The sequence below is a fragment of the Clavibacter phaseoli genome (assembly GCF_021922925.1).
Classification (GTDB): Bacteria; Actinomycetota; Actinomycetes; order Actinomycetales; family Microbacteriaceae; genus Clavibacter; species Clavibacter phaseoli.
On record NZ_CP040786.1, the window covers coordinates 2,575,880 to 2,593,366 of the forward strand.

Below are 17,487 nucleotides of genomic sequence, written 5' to 3' on the forward strand. Positions count from 1 at the left end.
GCACCGCCGCGACCCCGCACGAAGGGCACCACATGCTCCCCCTGACCGAATCCGCCATCCGCGCCTCCCTCGTCAACGCCTCGCAGCGCGAGGCCCGCGACCTCCACCTCCCCGAGGGCTTCGCCGACCTCGCCTGGGACCGCCTCGACTTCCTCGGCTGGCGCGACCCGAAGGCCCCGCAGCGCGGCATCGTCGTCACCCCCGTGGGCGACGAGCTGATCGGCGTGCTGCTGCAGCAGTCCTCCACGGCACCGCGGTCCCGCGCCCAGTGCACGTGGTGCCAGGACGTGCGCCTGCCGAACCCCGTCGTGTTCTACGGCGCACGGCGGGCGGGCGCGGCCGGCCGCAACGGCAACACCGTCGGCACGCTCGTCTGCACCGACTTCGAGTGCAACGCGAACGTGCGGAAGCCACGGCCGATCCCCTACCTCGGCTTCGACCCCGCGGCGGCGACCGCCCAGCTCATCGACGACCTGCGGACCCGGGTGGCGTCGTTCGCGGCGGACATCGCGTCGACGGCGTGAGGCGGGGCACGGCGGGCTGACGCGCTGACCCGGACGGCCGCCTCCGCGTCCGCCATGCTCGGAGCATGCTGCTGCGCACCGTGATCCTGTTCGCCCTCGCCGCGGTCGCCGAGATCGGCGGCGCGTGGCTCGTCTGGCAGGCGGTGCGCGAGGGCAGGCCGTGGTGGTGGGCCGGGCTCGGGGTCATGGCGCTCGGCGCGTACGGCTTCATCGCCTCGCTGCAGCCGGACGCGTCGTTCGGGCGGATCCTCGCGGCGTACGGCGGCGTGTTCGTCGCGGGATCCCTCGCGTGGGGCGCCCTCGTGGACGGCTACCGACCCGACCGGTGGGACGTGATCGGCGCGGTGATCTGCCTGCTCGGCGTCGCCGTGATCATGGCCGGGCCGCGCGGGCAGGGCGCCTGACGCGGATCCCGCACAGCGGCGCGCGCCCGTCCCTGAGGACGGACGCGCGCGCGGTGGGTCGGCCGGGCCAGCGCATCGGGGCAGCTGACCCGACCGGGTCGGGGGGCGGCTCAGGAATCCGGCGTGCAGACGGTCGCGAGGGCCGTGCGGAAGGCCTTGCGGTGCGCGTCGTCGAGGCCCTGGCCGAGCTCGCCGCGCGCGTCCTTCACGAGGTGGCCGCACTGCTGGTCGTCGAGCGCGGCGGACGCGGCGCCGATGGCCGGGACGAGCCGGGCGTCGACCGCGTTGATGCGCGGGCGGACGCTCGTGGTGAGGTCGGGCGCGGTGGTGGGCGCCTCGTCGGGGTGCGCGTGCCAGCGCGCGATGAGCGCGTGCTGCACCTGCTTGCTCGCCGTGATCTGCGCGCGGATGATGCGCTCGGCAGCGACCGGATCGACCCCGTCGGCCTTCGCCGCGGCGATGGTGGCGTCGACGACGGCCTGCTCGCGCGCGGGATCCGCCACGGCCTTGCCCGAGAGCCACTTCGAGGCGGCGACGTCGTCGGCGATCTCGAGGCGGTCGAGCGCGGCGGAGGCGACGGCGGTGACCGCCTGCTGCTCCGCCGGGTCGCGCGGGCACGCCTGGGCGGGCGCGGCGGCGCCGAGGACGGCGGCGAGGGTGACGGCGAACGCGGACGTGGCGAGCAGGGCACGGCGGGGCATGGCGGATCCGTTCTGGGCGGCGGGCGGAGAGGGGGTCGGGCTCGGGTGGTCGGGTCGGGTCGGGTCGGGTGCGGCGAGCATAGGCAGACGACGCGCCCGGGCGACCGCCGGAGTCCACAGGCCGGCCCGATCGGGGGCGGGCGCCCGCGGCGGGCCCGTCGCTAGCGTGGGCGGATGACGACGCCCGACACCGCCCCCGCCGCCATCTCCGACCCGCGGGCGGTCCGCGCGATCCCCGGGATCCGCGGCGCGCTCGTCGCCCTGGCCGTGGGCGTCGCGGCCGCGGTGCTCGGGCTGCTGCCGTGGATCATCGCGGGCGCCCGCCTGCCGCTGCAGGCCATGTGGGCGGAGGAGGTCGCCTCCCCCGCGGACATGCCGGTCGCGCTCCTGCCGATCCACCCGTACACGGCGTCGCTGCTCGCCGCGGTGATCGTGGTGGGCGGCGGCGCGGCGGGGCTGGCCGCGCGGATCCTCCGCCCGCGCCTGCCCCGCGGCGCCGCGTGGCTCGTGGTCGCCGGCTCGGTGCTCGCGCAGGCGGCCGCGCTCGTGCAGGCCTCGACCGCGATGGCCGCCGGGCTCGGCATGGACGACCCGCAGCCCGCCGGCGTCGACCGCACGGGCGCCGCCATCAGCGAGTCGCAGGTGTACCTCGTGGCCGTCGTCGCGGGCACGATCGCCGCGATCGCGCTCTCCGCGATCGTCGCGCTCGTGCTGGCGCTCGCGCCGGCCGGGATCGCGGTCATCGCGGCCGCGTTCCCCGCGGTGCTCCTCGGCACGTGGCTCACGGGCGCCGCTCCCTTCGCGGGCGGGACGGGGTGGACGCAGCCCGTCGCCCCGGCCCCCCTCGCGGTCGCGCGCTGGCTGCCGGCCGTGTCCCTGGGCCTCGCGATCGCGGCGACCGGCCTGCGCGGCGCCGGCCGGATCGTCGGCGCGGTCATCGCGACCGGCCTGCTCTGGGTCGGCACCGCGGCCGTGACCGCGATCTCGTCGGCGCTCGGATCCCGCTCCCTCCTCCGCTACCCGCTCGAGCTGGCCGACTTCGCGCGCGCCGTGTTCGTCGCGGCCCTCGGGCATCCCGCGTTCGTGCTCCCGCAGCTGGCGGTGCTCGCCGTGGTGGCGGTCGTCGGCGCGGTGGTGGTGCGGCGGCGGAGGCGGCGCGCGCCCGCGGCCTGACGTCCGGAGCCGCGCGGTCCGGCCCCCGGACGCACGGCGGCCCCCGCGGGATCCGCGAGGGCCGACGTCACCGAACCGCTACGCCACGCAGGCCTTGAGGCCGTAGACCGACGCGGCCAGCCCGACGTACGCGACGCCGGCTCCGGTCCCGGCCGTCTGGACGATCCCGTAGGCCGAGGCGCCGGTGCCGACGATGGCGACCAGGCAGTCCAGGGACAGGGCGTCCGGGTCGGCGATGGCACCGCTCGTCGTCAGGGCGATGGTGTCGACCTGCGCGCCGTTGATGTACTTCTGCAGGTACGAGCCCTTGCAGCTGCCGAGCTCGGCACCCGACGCCATCGTGTACGACGAGCCGTCGGTGCCGACGCAGACGTACACGTACTGACCGGCCGGGTCGGCCTGCGCGGCTCCGGCTGCGCCGAGCGTCAGCCCGAACGCCGCCACCGCGGTGACCATGATCTTGGAGAGCATCGTTCGCATCATCGTGAACTCCTTCGTTCCGCATCGTGTTTCCGTGCCTCGACGGTACGTCCTGCTCCCCGCTTGAAGTCAACGGGAAGCAGGGTGTAGGGGCTCACGCCGTGACGTCGCGCAGCAACCGCGGCAGGTCGCGCATGTCGTCGAAGACGGTGGCGCCCGCGTCGCGCAGGCGGGCGGCCGGCGTCAGCCCACCCGCGTAGCCCAGCGCGCGCATGCCCGCGGCTCGCGCGCCCCGCACGCCGTACGGGCTGTCCTCCACGACCACGCAGCGCGCGGGATCCACGCCCATGCGCGACGCCGCGAGGAGGAAGAGGTCGGGCGCGGGCTTGCCGTGCTCGACCTCGGTCGCGCTCGAGATCCGGCCGTCGAAGCGCCGGAGCAGGCCCGTGCGCGCGAGGTTCGCGCGGATCTTCGGGTGCCCGCCGCTGGACGCCACGCACGTCGGCAGGGCGATGGCGTCGAGCGCCTCCGCGATCCCGTCGACCGGCCGCAGGTGCGCCGCGAAGGCGTCCGCGTACCAGTGCGCGTAGGGCGCGTCCCAGTCCTCGTCGAGGTCGCGGCCGAGGTGCGCGGCGACCTCCTCGGTGAAGGTCGCGTGCGACTTCCCGACGAAGCGCTCGACGATCTCCTCCGTCGTGAGGTGCCAGCCGAGCTCGGCGAGCACGCGCCGGTCGACCTCGACGGCGAGCACCTCGCTGTCGACGAGAACGCCGTCGCAGTCGAGGATGACGAGATCGACGGGCGCGGTCACGCCGTGGTGCGCTCCGCGGCGACGGCCTCGCGGGCCACGCCCGACGGATCCACGAGGACGCGGGCGAAGGCCAGCTCGGCCGCGCCGATCATGAGGCGGTCGGGGCCGAGGGCCGCGCGGCGGATCCGCAGGGCCTCGCGCGCGCCGGGGAGCGCCTGGGCGGTGGCGCGGGCGAGGATCCGGTCGGGATCCGCCGCGTGCAGCGACCCGAGGAACCCGCCGAGCACCACGAGCGACGGGTTGAAGATGTTGACGACGTTGCGCAGCGCGACCGCGAGGTTGTCGATCTGCCGCTCCACCTCCGCCGTGACCGCCGGATCGCCCGCCTCGAGCGCCGCCGCGAGCACGTCCCCCAGCTCGTCGGCGCGGGCGCGCGGCAGGCCCGTGACCTCGAGCAGCGCGTCCTGGCCGACCGTGGTCTCGAGGCAGCCGACCGCGCCGCAGTGGCAGAGCTCGCCGCCGGAGTCGACGAGCGTGTGGCCGAGCTCGCCGCCGTAGCCCTCCGCGCCGCCGAACGGGCGCCGGCCGATGAGCACGCCGCCGCCGACGCCCGACGCGCCGCCGTTGAGGTACACGAGGTCGTCGACGTCGCGACCGGATCCGAAGCGCCCCTCGGCGACGGCCGCCAGGCTCGCGTCGTTGGCCGCGAGCGCCGGCAGGCCGGTGGCCTCGGCGAGGAGCGCCGCGAACGGCTCGTCGACCCAGCCGAGGTGCGGCGCGAGGCGCACGAGGCCGCCGTCGAACCGGACGAGGCCGGGGACCGCGACGCCGATGCCGAGCACGCGCGCGTCGGGGCGGCTCGCGCGGAGGTCGGCGCGCAGCTCGGCGATGATCGCGCCGGCGAGGTCGGCGGCCTGGGCGGCCGTGGGGATCCCGTCGGTGTCGCGGCGGATGCGCTCCTGCACCACGCCGTCGAGGCCGACGAGCCCGACGGTCACGGCGTCGATCTCGGGGTTGACCGCGAAGACGACCACTCGCGGGTCGGCCGAGACGATGGGGCTCGGCCGGCCGACGCGGTTGGTGCCGGGCGGCTCCGACTCCACGACGAGCCCGAGCTCCTGCAGCTCGCCCACGAGCGCGGCGATGGTGGAGCGGTTGAGGCCGGTCTCGCGCGTCAGCTCGGAGCGCGAGGCCGGTCCGGTCTCGTGCACGATCTGGAGGACGGTCGCGAGGTTGGAGCGGCGGACGTGGTCGGGGGTGGTGCCGCGGGAGCGGGCGTCGCCGGCGGGCGGGATCTCGCGGGAGCGCGGATCCGGCGCGAGCGGCACGGCGCGCGCGGGGCGGGCGTCGGCGGGGACAGCAGCGGCGGCAGCATCCGCGTCGGCGGGCGCCGGCCGGGCGGGATCCGCGACCGACGAGGACGGCTCGGGCGCGCGCGCGGCGTCGCCCGTCTCGTGCCCGGTCACTGGATCCCCACCCGACGAGGCTACCCGGCGGCGGCCGGGCGGGCGACGGCCGCGGCGCCCGCGCGACCCTCGGACGCCGGCGATCCCTGGAGCGCCTCCCGCACGCCCCGCTCGCGCCACGCCTCGAGCCGCGCGCGCACGTCGTCGCGCCGCTCGTCGGAGAGCGCGGTCGCGTAGGCGCGCTCGAGCACGTCGTCGATCGCGAGCCGACGGCCCGTGCCCTTCGACTCGATCGCGGCCTCGACCATCGCGAGGCTCATCACGTTGCCGTGCACCTCGCCGTGCGGCCGCTCGCCCGTGCGGAGCGCCTGGACGAACGCGCGCAGGGATCCGGCGATCTCGACGCCCACCGACTCGGCGGCCGCGGGCTCCGCGGGCGGGCCGTCGGGCGCGTCCGTGATGTCGCTCGTCGGATCGTGGTCGCCGTCCCAGAGCGCGGTGCCGTGCGCGCCGCTCACCCGCCAAGACCCGTTCCACGACGTCTCCGCGCCCGGGCTGCACCAGCTGCCCGTGTAGACGTACCGCACGCCGCCCTCGAACGCGAAGACCGCGGTGGCGCCCGCGTCGCCGCGGTACCAGCTCCACGCGGGGTTGTACGACTCGCAGTAGACGCTCACGGGATCCGCGTCGAGCAGGTACCGCACGGCGTCGAACTGGTGCACGGCCATGTCGAGCAGCAGCACGTCGTCCATCTCCTCGCGGAACCCGCCGAAGTGCGGGGCCTTGAAGAACTCGGTGGTGACGATGCCGACGCCGCCGAGGTCGGCCGCCCGCCGCTTGAGCGCGACGAGGTGGTCGTTGTAGCGGCGCGACTGGCTGACCATGAACAGCTCACCCGTGATCTCCGCGGCCGCCGCGAGCGACAGCCCCTCGGCGACCGTGAGCGCGACGGGCTTCTCGCCGAGCACCGGGATCCCCGCGAAAAGCGCCTGCGTGGTGACGGGGTGGTGCGCGCGCGGGATCGTGACGTCGATCACGGCGTCCGGCCGCACGCGCGCGATCAGCTCGCCGAGGTCGGTGGACGCCTCCGCCGTCGCCCCGTGCGCGGACGCGCCCGCCCGCGCCGCCTCCTCGTCGAGGTCGACGACGCCCACGAGCTCGACGTCGGGATCCTCCGCGATGGTCCGGAGCCACGCCTGGCCCATGCCGCCCGCGCCCACCTGCACGACGCGCAGCGGCGCGCCGTCGGCGGGCGCGACGATCCGGTGGGCGGCGCCCGTGCGCTCCTCGACGTCCGTCATCGCTCGAGCGCCCCGGCGTAGTCCGTGCCGTCGTAGTACTCGCCGAGCTCGTAGCGCAGCAGCGTCGGCGTCTCGCGGCGGTCGGGCCGCGCCCACTCGCAGGCGTTCGCGATCACGCGGCGGACGTCGCGGTGGTGGTACACGGGGAAGTCCTGGTCGCCGGGCGAGAAGAAGAAGATCCGGCCGAAGCCGCGGCGGTAGGTCATGCCGCTGCGGAACACCTCGCCGCCCGTGAAGCCCGAGATGAAGACGAGCTCGTCGGGCGTGGGCACGTCGAAGTACTCGCCGTACATCTCCTGCTCGTCGATGACGATCGGGTTCGGCACGCCGCGGGTGATGGGGTGCTGCGGGTTCACGGTCCACACCAGCTCGCGGTCGTGCTCGCTGCGCCAGCGGAGGGTGCACGTGGTGCCCATCAGCTTCGTGAAGATCTTCGACCAGTGCCCGGAGTGCAGCACGATGAGGCCCATCCCGTCGAGCACGTGGCGGTGCACGCGCTCGACGATCGCGTCGTCCACCTCGGCGTGGGCCGCGTGGCCCCACCAGGTGAGGACGTCGGTGCGGGCGAGCAGCTCCTCGGTGAGGCCGTGCTCGGGCTGGTCCATGGTCGCGACCTCGACGTGCGCCTCGGGCAGGTTCTCCTGCACGCCCTCGGCGACGGCGCCGTGCATCCCGGTCGGGTAGCGGTCGCGGACGTGCTGCTCGATCTGCTCGTGGCGGTTCTCGCCCCAGACGGTGACGCGGAGCGGGGATGCGGTGTCGGTCATGGTGTCTCTCTCTCGGAGGGGTCGTGCGGGATGTCGGAGGGGACGCGGGCGGCGTCCGGGGCGCGGGCGCGCGGGGGCCGGATCACTTGACCGCGCCGCCCGTCGCGCCCGCCGCGATGAAGCGCTGCGCCGCGAGGAGCAGCACGATCGCCGGCAGCGACGCCAGCACGGCCGTCGCCATCACCGTGCTCCAGTCGGCGGTGTACGTGCCGATGTACTGGTAGATCCCGAGCGTGATGGGGCGCACGTCGTCGGTCGTCGTGAGCGTCAGCGCGAACAGGAAGTCGCTCCAGGTGAAGAGGAACGTGAAGAGCCCGGCCGTGATCACGGCGTTGAGGCTCACGGGCAGGACGATCGACCGGAAGGCGCGGAAGTTCCCCGCGCCGTCCACCTTCGCGGCCTCGATGATCGACGGCGGGATGCCCGCCATGAACGCCCGCATGATGAGGATCGCGAACGGGATGCCGGCCGTGGAGTCCGCGAGGATCAGGCCCGGGATCGAGTTGAGCAGCCCCACGTCGTTGTACGCGGCGTAGAGCGCGTTCGCGACGACGATGCCCGGGATCATCTGCGAGATGAGGATCCCGAACAGCACCAGGTTGATCCACCGGAACCTGAACTGCGCGAGCGCGTACGCCGCCGGGGTCGCGATGGCGAGGCTGAGCACGACGCTGCCGAGCGCGATCACGAGGCTCGTGCCGAGCGCCTGCCCCTGCTCGCCGAGCGCGGTCGCGTAGCCCTGGAACTGCGCCTCGAACGGGAACCACGCCGCCTCGATGGCCGGACCCGCGGGCTGCAGCGAGATGTTGACCATCCAGTAGACGGGGAACAGCATCACGGCGAGGATCGCGATCCCGACGACCGTGCCGATCCAGCTGCGGTCGGCGCGCGGGCGCCGGGATCCGACCGGGTGCGGCAGACGGCGCGGCGCGGATGGCGCGAGGCGCTCGGCGGTGTCAGTCATCGACGGCCTTCCTGTTCGCGCGGAGGTAGACCACCGCGAACACCGCCGAGATGGCGATGAGGATGTTGCTGAGGGCGGCGCCCGACCCGAAGTCGAACTGCTGGAACGAGAGCGTGTACGACTGCGTCGCGATGGTCTGCGTCGAGTTCGCGGGCCCGCCGTTCGTGAGGCCGAGGATGATGTCGAGCACCTTGATCGTGTAGACGACGCCGAGCACGAGCACGACGCCCACCACGGGTCGCAGCAGCGGCCACGTGATGTGCCGGAAGCCGCGCCAGCCGGTGGCCCCGTCGAGGGATCCGGCCTCGTACAGCTCCGGCGGGATGTCCTGCAGGCCGCCGTAGAGGATCGTCGTGTTGAACGGGATGCCGATCCACACGTTCACGGCGATCACCGTGATGAGCGCGAACGCCGGGCTCGTGAGCCACGGCACCGGATCCTGCACCACGCCTGAGCCGAGCAGGAACTGGTTGAGCACGCCGGAGTCCTGGTCGAGGATCCACTTCCACACCGCGCTCGAGACGATGAGCGGCAGCAGCCACGGCAGGAGCAGCAGCGCCCGCAGCAGGCCGTTGAGCGGGAAGGACCGGCGGAAGAACAGCGCCAGCGCGAGCCCGATGACGAACTGGCCGAGGATCGACCCGATCGTGAACAGGAACGTGTTGAGGAGCGCCGTCGAGAAGATCCCCGACGAGAGCACCGAGGCGTAGTTCGCGAAGCCGACCCACGGCGCCTCGCCCGTGTAGAAGGTGGTCGTCGTGTACTCCTGGAAGCTCATGACGATGTTCTTCACCACGGGATAGCCGAAGAAGAGCACGAGGTACACGACCGCCGGCACCAGGAACATCACCTGGAAGAAGCGCTCCCACCGGAAGCGGGGACGGCGGCGCACGGGACCCCGCGCGACGGCGGCGTCCCCGGCACCCCGGGCCCGCCCGGCCGCCTGCGCGGTCGGGCGGGCGGGGACGGCGGTCGTCGCCATCAGCCCTGCTCGGCGTTCTTCAGCGCGTCCTCCGGCGAGGACTGGCCGGTGAGCGCCGACTGGACGGCCGTGTAGATCTTCGTGGCGGCCTTCGGCCAGTCGGCCCCGAGCTCGCCGGTGCGGGCGCGGGCGTCGGCGACGAGGTCGACGAACACCTGCTCGGCGGGCACCTGCTGGCCGAACTCGGTGGCGACGGCGGTCTTCGACGGGATCGTGAAGCGCTTGGTGGCCATGTCGAGCTGGTTCTCGTCGGAGTTGAGGCACTCGACGACCTTCGCGGCCGTCTGCTGCTTCTCCTTGTCGCCCGTCTGCGGCACGGTCCAGACCTCGCCGCCGAGCGGGGCCACGGCGGTGCCGCCGGCCTCGGGCGCGGGGAGCTTCGCGATGCCGTAGTCGACGCCCGACTCGGTGAGCGCGGGGATCTGCCACGGGCCGTTGATCATCATCGCCGTCTTGCCGGCCATGAACTGGTCGTTGACGTCGGACTGGGTCCAGTTGACGACGCTCTGCGATGCCGAGCCGTCCTTCACGAGGTCGGTCCAGAGCTGCAGCGCCTCCGCGGTCTCGGGGGTGGCGATGTCCTTCTCGTCGCCGCCGTTCGACCACATGAAGGGCAGGAACTGCCAGGTGCCCTCGTAGGTGGCGTTGGCGTCCATCGCGATGCCGTAGCGGTCGCCGTCCTTGAGCGCGGCGGCCGCGGTCTTCAGCTCGTCCCACGTGGTGGGCGGCTGGATCCCGGCGTCGGCGAGCATGGCCTTGTTGTAGAACAGCGCGATCGTGTTCACGGTGGGCGCGAGGCCGTAGGTCTTGCCCTCGTAGGTGCCCGCGTCGACCACGCCCTTCGCGTAGCCGTCGGTGGAGATGCCGAAGTCCTCGAGCGGGGCGAGCGCGCCGGTCGCGGCGATCTGCTGCAGGTCGGGGTTGTCGAGCATGAGCACGTCGGGCAGCGTCCTCGACGACGCCTGCTGCAGCACCTTCTGGATGAGGCTCGAGCCCGGGATCGACGTGCGCTCGATGGTGACGCCGAGGGACTCGCCGCACTTGGTCAGGGTGTCGCCGATGACCGTGTCGTCGTTGCCCTCGTTGTAGTAGTCGGTGACGGTGATCGTCTTCGGATCCCCGCCGGACGAGGATCCGCCTCCCCCGCCGCCGGAGCAGCCGGCGAGCACGAGCGGGACGGTGGCCGCGAAGGCGGCGGCGCCGATGAGTCGGCGGCGGCGGGCGGTGGATCGAGGGGACATCGCGGGGTCTCTTCCTTGAGGTGGCGGTCGGTCCGGGCCGCGACGACACCGTGATCCGCCGGCTCCGCGGCGATCCGGGAGGCGTCGTCGCGCACCCGATGGCGGCGACGCTAACACCGGATCGGGGGTCGTGTAAAGCGGTTAACCAGAAAGGTTTCGCATCCCGCGCCGCCTGTCCCCTCGGGCAGGCTGCGCGGGATCGCGCGCGACCCCGCGCTAGCCGAGCATCGACGGGAACGGCGCGGGCGGCGGCGTGGTCGGCACCCACACGGCCTTCTGCTGCGTGTACTCGTCGAGCGCTCCCGGGCCGGACGAGCGGCCGTGGCCGGACTCGCCGAAGCCGCCGAACGGCACGGCGACGTGGATCGTCTTGTACGCGTTGATCCAGAAGGTGCCGGCGTCGACGGCCGCGGCCACGCGGTGCGCGCGGGAGACGTCCGAGGTCCAGACGGCGCCCGCGAGGCCGAAGCCCGTGGCGTTGGCGCGCGCGACCACCTCCTCCTCGCTGTCGAAGACGGAGACCCCGAGGACGGGGCCGAACACCTCGGTGGTCTCGAGGCGGTGGCCGGGCTCGACGCCGTCGAGGATCGTCGGCATGATCCAGCTGCCGTCGGCGAGCGCCCCGTCGGCGAGCGCGGCCGGGCGGGTCGCGCCGGAGAGGCGGCGCGCGCCGTCCTCCTGCCCCGCCTGGATGAGCGCGCGGATCGTCGCGACCTGGCGGCGGGAGATGATCGGGCCGATCTCGGTGGCGGGATCCAGCGGGTCGCCGAGCCGGAGCGCGTCGACGTGGGCGACGATGCGCGCCACGAGCTCGTCGTGCACGCCCCGCTCGACGAGCAGGCGGGATCCGGCGACGCACGACTGGCCGGCGCCCGAGAAGACGGCGCTCACGGCGCCGCGCGCGGCCTGGTCGAGGTCCGCGTCGGCGAACACGATGTTGGCGCTCTTGCCGCCGAGCTCGAGCACGACGGGGATCCCGGCGCGGGCCGCCGCCTGCGCGACCGTGCGGCCGACGGGCACGGATCCGATGAAGCTCAGCTTCCCCACGCGCCGGTCCGCGCTGAGCGCGGCGCCGACCGTGGTGCCCGCTCCGACCGCGACCGACAGCACGCCCGCGGGCAGGCCCGCCTCCTCCGCGAGCTGCGCCAGGCGGATCGTGCTCAGCGGGGTGAACTCGCTGGGCTTGAGGACCACGGCGTTGCCGGCGGCGAGCGGCGCGGACGAGTTCCAGCCGGCCGTGAACAGCGGCGAGTTCCACGGCGTGACCGCCACCACCACGCCCCACGGCACGCGCGTCGTGTACGTGAGCCAGTCGCCGGGGACGGGGATCGTCTGCCCGGTCACCTTGTCGGCCCAGCCCGCGTAGTAGCCGAACATCTGCGCCACGCGGCCGGCCTCCACGCGGGCGTCGCGGAGCGGCTTGCCGGTGGTCACCGTCTCGAGCACGGCGAGCTCCTCCTGGTGCTCGCCGATGACGCGGGAGACCTCGCGGAGGATCGCGGCGCGGTCGTAGGGATCCATCGCGCCCCACGTGCGCGCCCCGCGGACGGCGGCGGCGAGGGCGGTGTCGGCACCCGCGGCGCCGGGATCCGCGTAGCTCGTGACGAGCTCGCCGGTCGCGGCGTCGACGAGGTCGATCGCGGGCCCGGATCCCGGGTGCACGCGGCCGTCGGCCCACGTGCCGATGCCGTCGGGGAACGCGTGGGCGATGAGGGCGCGGGCGCGCTCGGCGGGGTGCGCCGTGCGGTCGACCGCGGCGAGGAGCGGGGTGCGGGAGGTCGGGGCGGTGGTCGTCATGATGCGGTGTCGTCCTTCCGGGCGGGGAGCTGCGCGGGATCCAGGGCGGTGGTCGCCGTGGTGAAGGTGGAGGTGGCGGCGACGAAGTCGGCCCGCGGGCCGAGGGCCGCGAGCGCGCGCTGCCAGCGCTCGTCGGTCTCGGCGAAGAGCCCCGGGGTCGCGCCGGTGGCGCGGGCCACATCGTGCGCGAGCGCCACGTCCCGGGCCATGAGGCCGAGCGCGAAGCCGGAGCCGAATCGCCCGCTGAGGATCTGGTCGGGGAACATCCGCTGGCTGACGGTGCTCGCGCCCGTGGCGGTGTTGAGCGCCGCGACCGCGGTGTCGAGGTCGATCCCGTGGGCCGCCGCGACGTCCATCGCCTCGGCGACCGCGAGCAGGTTGACCGAGACGAGCATGTTGTTGAGGAGCTTCACGACGTTCCCGGATCCGGCGGGGCCGACGTGGCGCCAGCCGCCGGAGGTGAGGGCCTCGAGGACGGGACGGGCGGCGTCGACGGCCCCCGCGGATCCGCCGACGAAGGACGCGAGCGTGCCCGCGGCCGCGCCCGTGTTGCCGCCGGAGACCGGGGCGTCGACGAAGGCGGTGCCGTGCGCGGCGGCGAGCTCGGCCATCGCGGCGCTCGTGCCGGGCTCGGAGGTGGTCGTGTCGACGACGGCCACGGTGCCGGGCACGGCGAGGAGCGCGGGGACGGTCGCCTCGACGACGCGCGCGGAGGGCAGCGACAGCACGACGTACGGGATCCCGGCGAGCGCCGACACGTCGGCGACCGCCCGGAGGCCACGCGCCTCGGCCGCCTCGCGGGCCGCCGCGGACGGGTCGCAGCCGACGACGTCCCAGCCGCGGCCGGCGAGGGACGCCGCCATGGCGCCGCCCATGGATCCGAGCCCGACGACGCCGATGCGCCGCGGGGTGGTGGGGTCGAGCGGGTCGGTGGAGGTCATGGGTCCTTCCGGTGCCGCGCGGGGCGGCGGGTCGAGGTCGGGGAGGGCGGGCGTCAGCCGCTGAAGGTGCCGAGCTGCTGCCACAGCTCCTGCGTGCGGCGGAGCGCGGCGCGGCTGCGCTCGGGGTGCGCGGCCTCCATCCCGCTGAGCAGGCCGTAGACGACCGACGTGGTCGCGGTCGTGGACTGCAGGAACGAGACGCCCTCGCTGGGCACGACGAGCACGTGGTCGGCGCTGGCGGCGAGGCGGCCCCGGCGCATGTCGGTGATGGCGACGACGGTCGTGCCCGCCGCGTGGGCCGCGGCCGCCGCCGCGAGCACGTCGCGCATCGGCCGCCACAGGCTCACGACGACGAGCACGTCGTCCGCGCCGAGCGTGGTCATCGCGGCCGCGAGGTGGGCGCCGCCGCGGCCCTCGAAGGAGATCGGGTACCCCATCACGGATCCGAGGTGCGCCAGGATCGACGCCGGCGCGCCGAACGAGCCCATGCCGACCACGAGGATCCGCCCGGCCGACGCGAGCGCCGCGATGGCCGCGTCGCCGTCGGACGGGTCGATGGACTCGAGCGCCCGGCCGAGGTTCGCGACGTCGCGCTGGATGGACGAGTGCACCGCGCCCGACGCAGGGGCCGGGTGCTCGCGCAGGGTCTCCTCGGACGTGAGCGTCGCGAGGTACCGCATCCGCAGCTCCTGCTGCAGCTCCGGCCAGCCGCGGAACCCGAGCGCCTGCGCGAACCGCACCACGGTGCTGGCGTTCACCTCGGCGCGCTGCGCGATCTCGGCGATCTCCGAGTACGACGCGAGCTGCTGGTGCTCGAGGAGCACGCGGGCGACGCGGCGGTGCGAGGGCGTGTGCCCCTTCGTCGGCTCGAGCTCGTCGAGCCAGTCCGCGAGCGGATCCGCGACGCTCACGACCAGAACCCGAGCGCGAACTCCGCGATGACGGCCGAGAGCAGGAACGACGCCGTGATGGCGACGAGCCCGACCGGCACGATGCGCCAGCCGACCGTCTTGAGCAGCGCCGCGTCCTTGCCGAGGCTGAGGCCCGCGAACGTGAGGGTGGCGCACGCGATCGAGAGGAAGTCGATGGAGGTGACGACGGCGGTCAGCTCGGTCCCGATCGGCGAGTACGGGCTCGAGGCGAGCGCCCCGATCGTGGTGACGAAGACGATCGCGGAGACCTTGCGCGTGATCCGGGCGAGCAGCTGGCTCACCAGGAGGAGCGCGATGAGGATCGCGTAGCCGCCGACGATGGACCAGCTCACGCCGCCCGCGAAGATCGACGCGGTGCCGATGCCGACGACCGCGAGGACCGCGATCGCGACCCACGGCCGGATGTCCACGGGCGCCGCCGCCTCCGCGACGCGCTCGCGGAAGACGCGGTTCGACTCCTCGGTCGCGGCGGAGACCGGGGCGGGACCGGACGCGGCCTCCGCGGCCGCCTGCTTCCGCGTGAGGAACCGGTAGAACCGGTCGGCGAGCGGCAGCGCCACGTAGATGCCGACGTACACGCCGAGGACCGTGGTGATGAGGTTCGAGACCGCGGCGATGCCGAGGATCGCGTCCTCCTGGCCCGGGTACGCGGCGATGATGCTGGCGGTCGACGCGGCCATCATCGACCCGGATCCGACGCCCGCGCCCATCGCGAGCGCCAGCGGGTCGAAGACGTCGGCCGATGCCACGAGCGAGGTCAGCAGGGTGATGTAGACGGCGCCGAAGAGCGTGCCGAACACGTACATCGCGAGCACGCCGCGGTACTGGTCGGAGTCCGGCCCGTACTTCTCGCTCACCATCGCGAAGGCGGGCTCGCGGTCGAGCGAGAAGGTCGCGCCGATCGTGGCCTTGCCCATCCGCAGCAGCACGGCGAGCGGCAGCGCGAGCGCGACCGTGCCGAGCAGGTGCCCGATCTCCTGCAGCAGCAGCGCGGGTCCGGCCTTCAGCAGCGTCGGGATGTTCGGCCCGATGTTGAAGGCGAGCCGCGCGACGAGGAACAGCACGGCGACGCCCACGAACGCGTTGGCGATCCGCTGGAAGTCGAGGCCGACCGGTCGAATGCGTTGGAACGACAGCGCGGCGGCGATGAGGAGGCCCCACACCATCGGGAAGAACACGATGGAGGCGGATCCGATCGGCAGGGTGCGCGAGCCGATGACCTGCGCGACGAGCGCGATCACGAGGGCCGCCGCCGCCACGGGCGCGACCCCCCGGAGGCCGACGACGGACCTCGTCCTCTCTCCGACGGTCGTGGTCATGGGCGGTCCCTTCGCGAGGTGCTGAGCGGATGGTCGAGCGGTGCGGAGCGGTGCCTGCAATCCTCGTCGCGGGGGACGGATCCTGCAATGCCTGTTGCAAACGACACTAGGGAGCCCGCGTTTCCGCGGCGATGCGCGCGTGTTGCCGCCGTGTGAACGCGACCCGCAGGCGGCCGGGCGCTGGTCGGGTCTGGACGCGCGGCCGTGCGGCGCGGATCATGGCGTCCACACCCGAGCTCGAGGAGGAGCGCGTGCGACGACTCACCGCAGGCCTGTTCACGTCCGTCGACGGCGTCGTGGAGTCGCCGCACCTGTTCCAGTTCGACTCGTTCGACCCCGAGCTCGGCGCGGGCCTCGGCCGCATGATCTCGTCGGTCACGACCGCCGTTATGGGCCGCCGCGGCTACGAGGACTGGTCGGCGCACTGGCCGGCCGCGCCCGCCGACGACCCGTTCGCCGCGTTCGTCAACCCGCTGGAGAAGCTCGTCGCCACGCGCACCCTCACGGGCGACCTGGGCTGGAACGCCACGCGCATCGAGGGCGACGCGCTCGCGGCGATCGCCCGACTGAAGGAGACGGAGGGCGGCGAGATCGCCGTGCTGTCGAGCATCTCGCTCACGCGCGCGCTGCTGTTCGCGGGGCTGCTCGACGAGCTGACCCTGATGATCCACCCGGTCGTCGCGGGCGCCGGCCGCCGCCTGTTCGAGCCCGACGACCCGACCACGCGGCTGGAGCTGCGCCGCTCCGAGATCACGAGCGCGGGCAACGCGGTGCTCACGTACGCCCGGCGCGACGGCGGCTGATCCCCTCGCGGTCGCGACGCTCCGCCGCGCGGAGCGCCGATAGGGTCGCGGCATGCGGATCTCTGTGCTCTTCGGCGGCGAGAGCGAGGAGCGCGACGTCTCCATCGCGAGCGCCGCGCAGGTCGTGCCGGCCCTCCGGGCCCTCGGGCACGAGGTGGTCGCCGTCGACACCGCGCGCGGCGCGCTCGACGCCGCGGGCGAGGCGCGGATCCTCACCCCCGACGTCGGCGTGCGCCCGCCGACCTCCGCGGAGCTCGCGACGGCGGGCGCGGGCGGGTCCGCCGCGGTGCTGCGCCTGCCGGCGGACCTCCGCGACAGCGACCTGGTGTTCCTCGCGCTGCACGGCGGATCCGGCGAGGACGGCCGACTGCAGGCGCTCCTCGAGCTCGCGGGCATCCCGTTCACGGGATCCGGCTCGCTCGGCAGCGCGCTCGCGATGGACAAGGACGTCGCCAAGACCCTGCTGCGCGCCGGCGGCGTGCGGACGCCCGACTGGCTCATCGACCCGGAGCCCGACGCGGTGGAGCCCGCCCTCGGGTTCCCGGTGGTCGTGAAGCCGACCGGGCAGGGATCCACCGTCGGGCTCTCCGTGGTGCGCGCCGCCGAGGACCTGCCCGCCGCGCTCGAGCTCGCCCGGCGGCACGGCACCGTGATGGTCGAGCGGTTCGTGCGCGGCCGCGAGCTGACGGTCGGCGTGCTCGACGGGGAGGCGCTCGCGGTCGGCGAGATCGGCGTGCCCGTGGACGAGGCGTTCACCTACGCCGCGAAGTACCAGGCCGGCGCGATCGCGGAGACGTTCCCGGCCGACCTCCCCGACGAGGTGGCGGACGAGGCGCGGGCCGCGGCGCTGGCGGCGCACCGGATCCTCCGGCTCGCCGGGTACAGCCGCTCCGACTTCCGCCTCGACGACGCGGGCGTCCTCTGGATCATCGAGGCCAACAGCCTGCCCGGCCTCACCGCGACGAGCCTGCTCCCGCAGTCGGCGGCGGCCGTCGGCATCGGGTACCAGGAGCTGTGCGAGCGGATCGCGCGGGTCGCGCTGCGCGGGCGCGCGGGCTGAC

General features: G+C 74.3%; 18 protein-coding genes. 5 read left to right on the plus strand and 13 right to left on the minus strand.

All coding sequences use genetic code 11. The features are described from left to right. Window positions 1-32 precede the first annotated feature (32 nt). Together FGI33_RS12115 and FGI33_RS12120 are read left to right on the plus strand one after the other, a co-directional pair. Window positions 33-524, plus strand: a complete 492-nt coding sequence (locus tag FGI33_RS12115) for an FBP domain-containing protein (RefSeq protein ID WP_119434895.1) — start codon at window positions 33-35, stop codon at window positions 522-524. A 65-nt stretch (window positions 525-589) separates the two neighbouring features. After that, window positions 590-928 carry a YnfA family protein gene (locus FGI33_RS12120; protein WP_119434896.1) on the plus strand — a complete coding sequence of 113 codons (339 nt, stop codon included), beginning with the start codon at window positions 590-592 and terminating at the stop codon, window positions 926-928. Between the two features lie 110 nt (window positions 929-1,038). Here FGI33_RS12120 and aroQ read toward each other — a convergent pair whose 3' ends face one another. Then, on the minus strand, window positions 1,039-1,629 hold the full coding sequence (gene aroQ, locus FGI33_RS12125; protein ID WP_204587608.1) for a gamma subclass chorismate mutase AroQ: 591 nt from the start codon (window positions 1,627-1,629) through the stop codon (window positions 1,039-1,041). A 174-nt stretch (window positions 1,630-1,803) separates the two neighbouring features. On the opposite strand from aroQ, the gene FGI33_RS12130 reads away from it, so the two are divergent. Beyond that, window positions 1,804-2,802 carry a hypothetical protein gene (locus FGI33_RS12130; protein ID WP_237581949.1) on the plus strand — a complete coding sequence of 333 codons (999 nt, stop codon included), beginning with the start codon at window positions 1,804-1,806 and terminating at the stop codon, window positions 2,800-2,802. A gap of 78 nt (window positions 2,803-2,880) precedes the next feature. On the opposite strand, the gene FGI33_RS12135 is transcribed toward FGI33_RS12130, so the two are convergent. The 12 genes from FGI33_RS12135 to FGI33_RS12190 all read right to left on the minus strand — a co-directional run bounded on the left by FGI33_RS12135 (window position 2,881) and on the right by FGI33_RS12190 (window position 15,623). Next, window positions 2,881-3,273 (minus strand): hypothetical protein, encoded by a 393-nt coding sequence (locus FGI33_RS12135; protein ID WP_147359493.1) that lies wholly within the window; start codon window positions 3,271-3,273, stop codon window positions 2,881-2,883. A 103-nt stretch (window positions 3,274-3,376) separates the two neighbouring features. Beyond that, window positions 3,377-4,033 (minus strand): HAD family hydrolase, encoded by a 657-nt coding sequence (locus tag FGI33_RS12140; protein WP_119435436.1) that lies wholly within the window; start codon window positions 4,031-4,033, stop codon window positions 3,377-3,379. Next, window positions 4,030-5,439: an ROK family transcriptional regulator gene (locus tag FGI33_RS12145; protein WP_237581950.1), complete on the minus strand. Its 1,410-nt coding sequence runs from the start codon at window positions 5,437-5,439 to the stop codon at window positions 4,030-4,032. Before FGI33_RS12145 ends, FGI33_RS12140 begins: the two co-directional genes overlap by 4 nt. A gap of 20 nt (window positions 5,440-5,459) precedes the next feature. After that, on the minus strand, window positions 5,460-6,680 hold the full coding sequence (locus tag FGI33_RS12150) for a Gfo/Idh/MocA family protein (RefSeq protein WP_237581951.1): 1,221 nt from the start codon (window positions 6,678-6,680) through the stop codon (window positions 5,460-5,462). Further along, window positions 6,677-7,447 (minus strand): ThuA domain-containing protein, encoded by a 771-nt coding sequence (locus FGI33_RS12155; RefSeq protein ID WP_119434489.1) that lies wholly within the window; start codon window positions 7,445-7,447, stop codon window positions 6,677-6,679. The genes FGI33_RS12150 and FGI33_RS12155 overlap by 4 nt, the downstream gene beginning before the upstream one ends. Window positions 7,448-7,529: 82 nt before the next feature. Continuing rightward, window positions 7,530-8,411, minus strand: coding sequence for a carbohydrate ABC transporter permease (locus FGI33_RS12160; protein WP_119434488.1), 882 nt, complete (start codon window positions 8,409-8,411; stop codon window positions 7,530-7,532). Further along, window positions 8,404-9,393: a carbohydrate ABC transporter permease gene (locus FGI33_RS12165; RefSeq protein WP_119434487.1), complete on the minus strand. Its 990-nt coding sequence runs from the start codon at window positions 9,391-9,393 to the stop codon at window positions 8,404-8,406. The genes FGI33_RS12160 and FGI33_RS12165 overlap by 8 nt, the downstream gene beginning before the upstream one ends. Next, the gene (locus tag FGI33_RS12170; protein WP_119434486.1) at window positions 9,393-10,634 is read right to left on the minus strand and encodes a sugar ABC transporter substrate-binding protein; all 1,242 of its coding nucleotides are present in this window, start codon (window positions 10,632-10,634) and stop codon (window positions 9,393-9,395) included. Before FGI33_RS12170 ends, FGI33_RS12165 begins: the two co-directional genes overlap by 1 nt. Window positions 10,635-10,850: 216 nt before the next feature. After that, window positions 10,851-12,431: an aldehyde dehydrogenase family protein gene (locus FGI33_RS12175; RefSeq protein WP_182623293.1), complete on the minus strand. Its 1,581-nt coding sequence runs from the start codon at window positions 12,429-12,431 to the stop codon at window positions 10,851-10,853. After that, window positions 12,428-13,372: an NAD(P)-dependent oxidoreductase gene (locus FGI33_RS12180; RefSeq protein ID WP_237581952.1), complete on the minus strand. Its 945-nt coding sequence runs from the start codon at window positions 13,370-13,372 to the stop codon at window positions 12,428-12,430. The genes FGI33_RS12175 and FGI33_RS12180 overlap by 4 nt, the downstream gene beginning before the upstream one ends. Before the next feature lie 53 nt (window positions 13,373-13,425). Beyond that, entirely contained in the window at window positions 13,426-14,283 is an 858-nt protein-coding gene (locus tag FGI33_RS12185; RefSeq protein WP_119435292.1) for a MurR/RpiR family transcriptional regulator, read from the minus strand. Then, on the minus strand, window positions 14,280-15,623 hold the full coding sequence (locus FGI33_RS12190; protein ID WP_119435293.1) for a DUF3100 domain-containing protein: 1,344 nt from the start codon (window positions 15,621-15,623) through the stop codon (window positions 14,280-14,282). Before FGI33_RS12190 ends, FGI33_RS12185 begins: the two co-directional genes overlap by 4 nt. Before the next feature lie 218 nt (window positions 15,624-15,841). Between FGI33_RS12190 and FGI33_RS12195 the strand changes: the two genes are divergently transcribed. After that, window positions 15,842-16,426, plus strand: coding sequence for a dihydrofolate reductase family protein (locus FGI33_RS12195; RefSeq protein ID WP_119402886.1), 585 nt, complete (start codon window positions 15,842-15,844; stop codon window positions 16,424-16,426). Between the two features lie 52 nt (window positions 16,427-16,478). Then, complete coding sequence (locus tag FGI33_RS12200; RefSeq protein ID WP_237581953.1) at window positions 16,479-17,486, plus strand: D-alanine--D-alanine ligase family protein; 1,008 nt, start codon at window positions 16,479-16,481, stop codon at window positions 17,484-17,486. Window position 17,487: the final 1 nt, after the last annotated feature.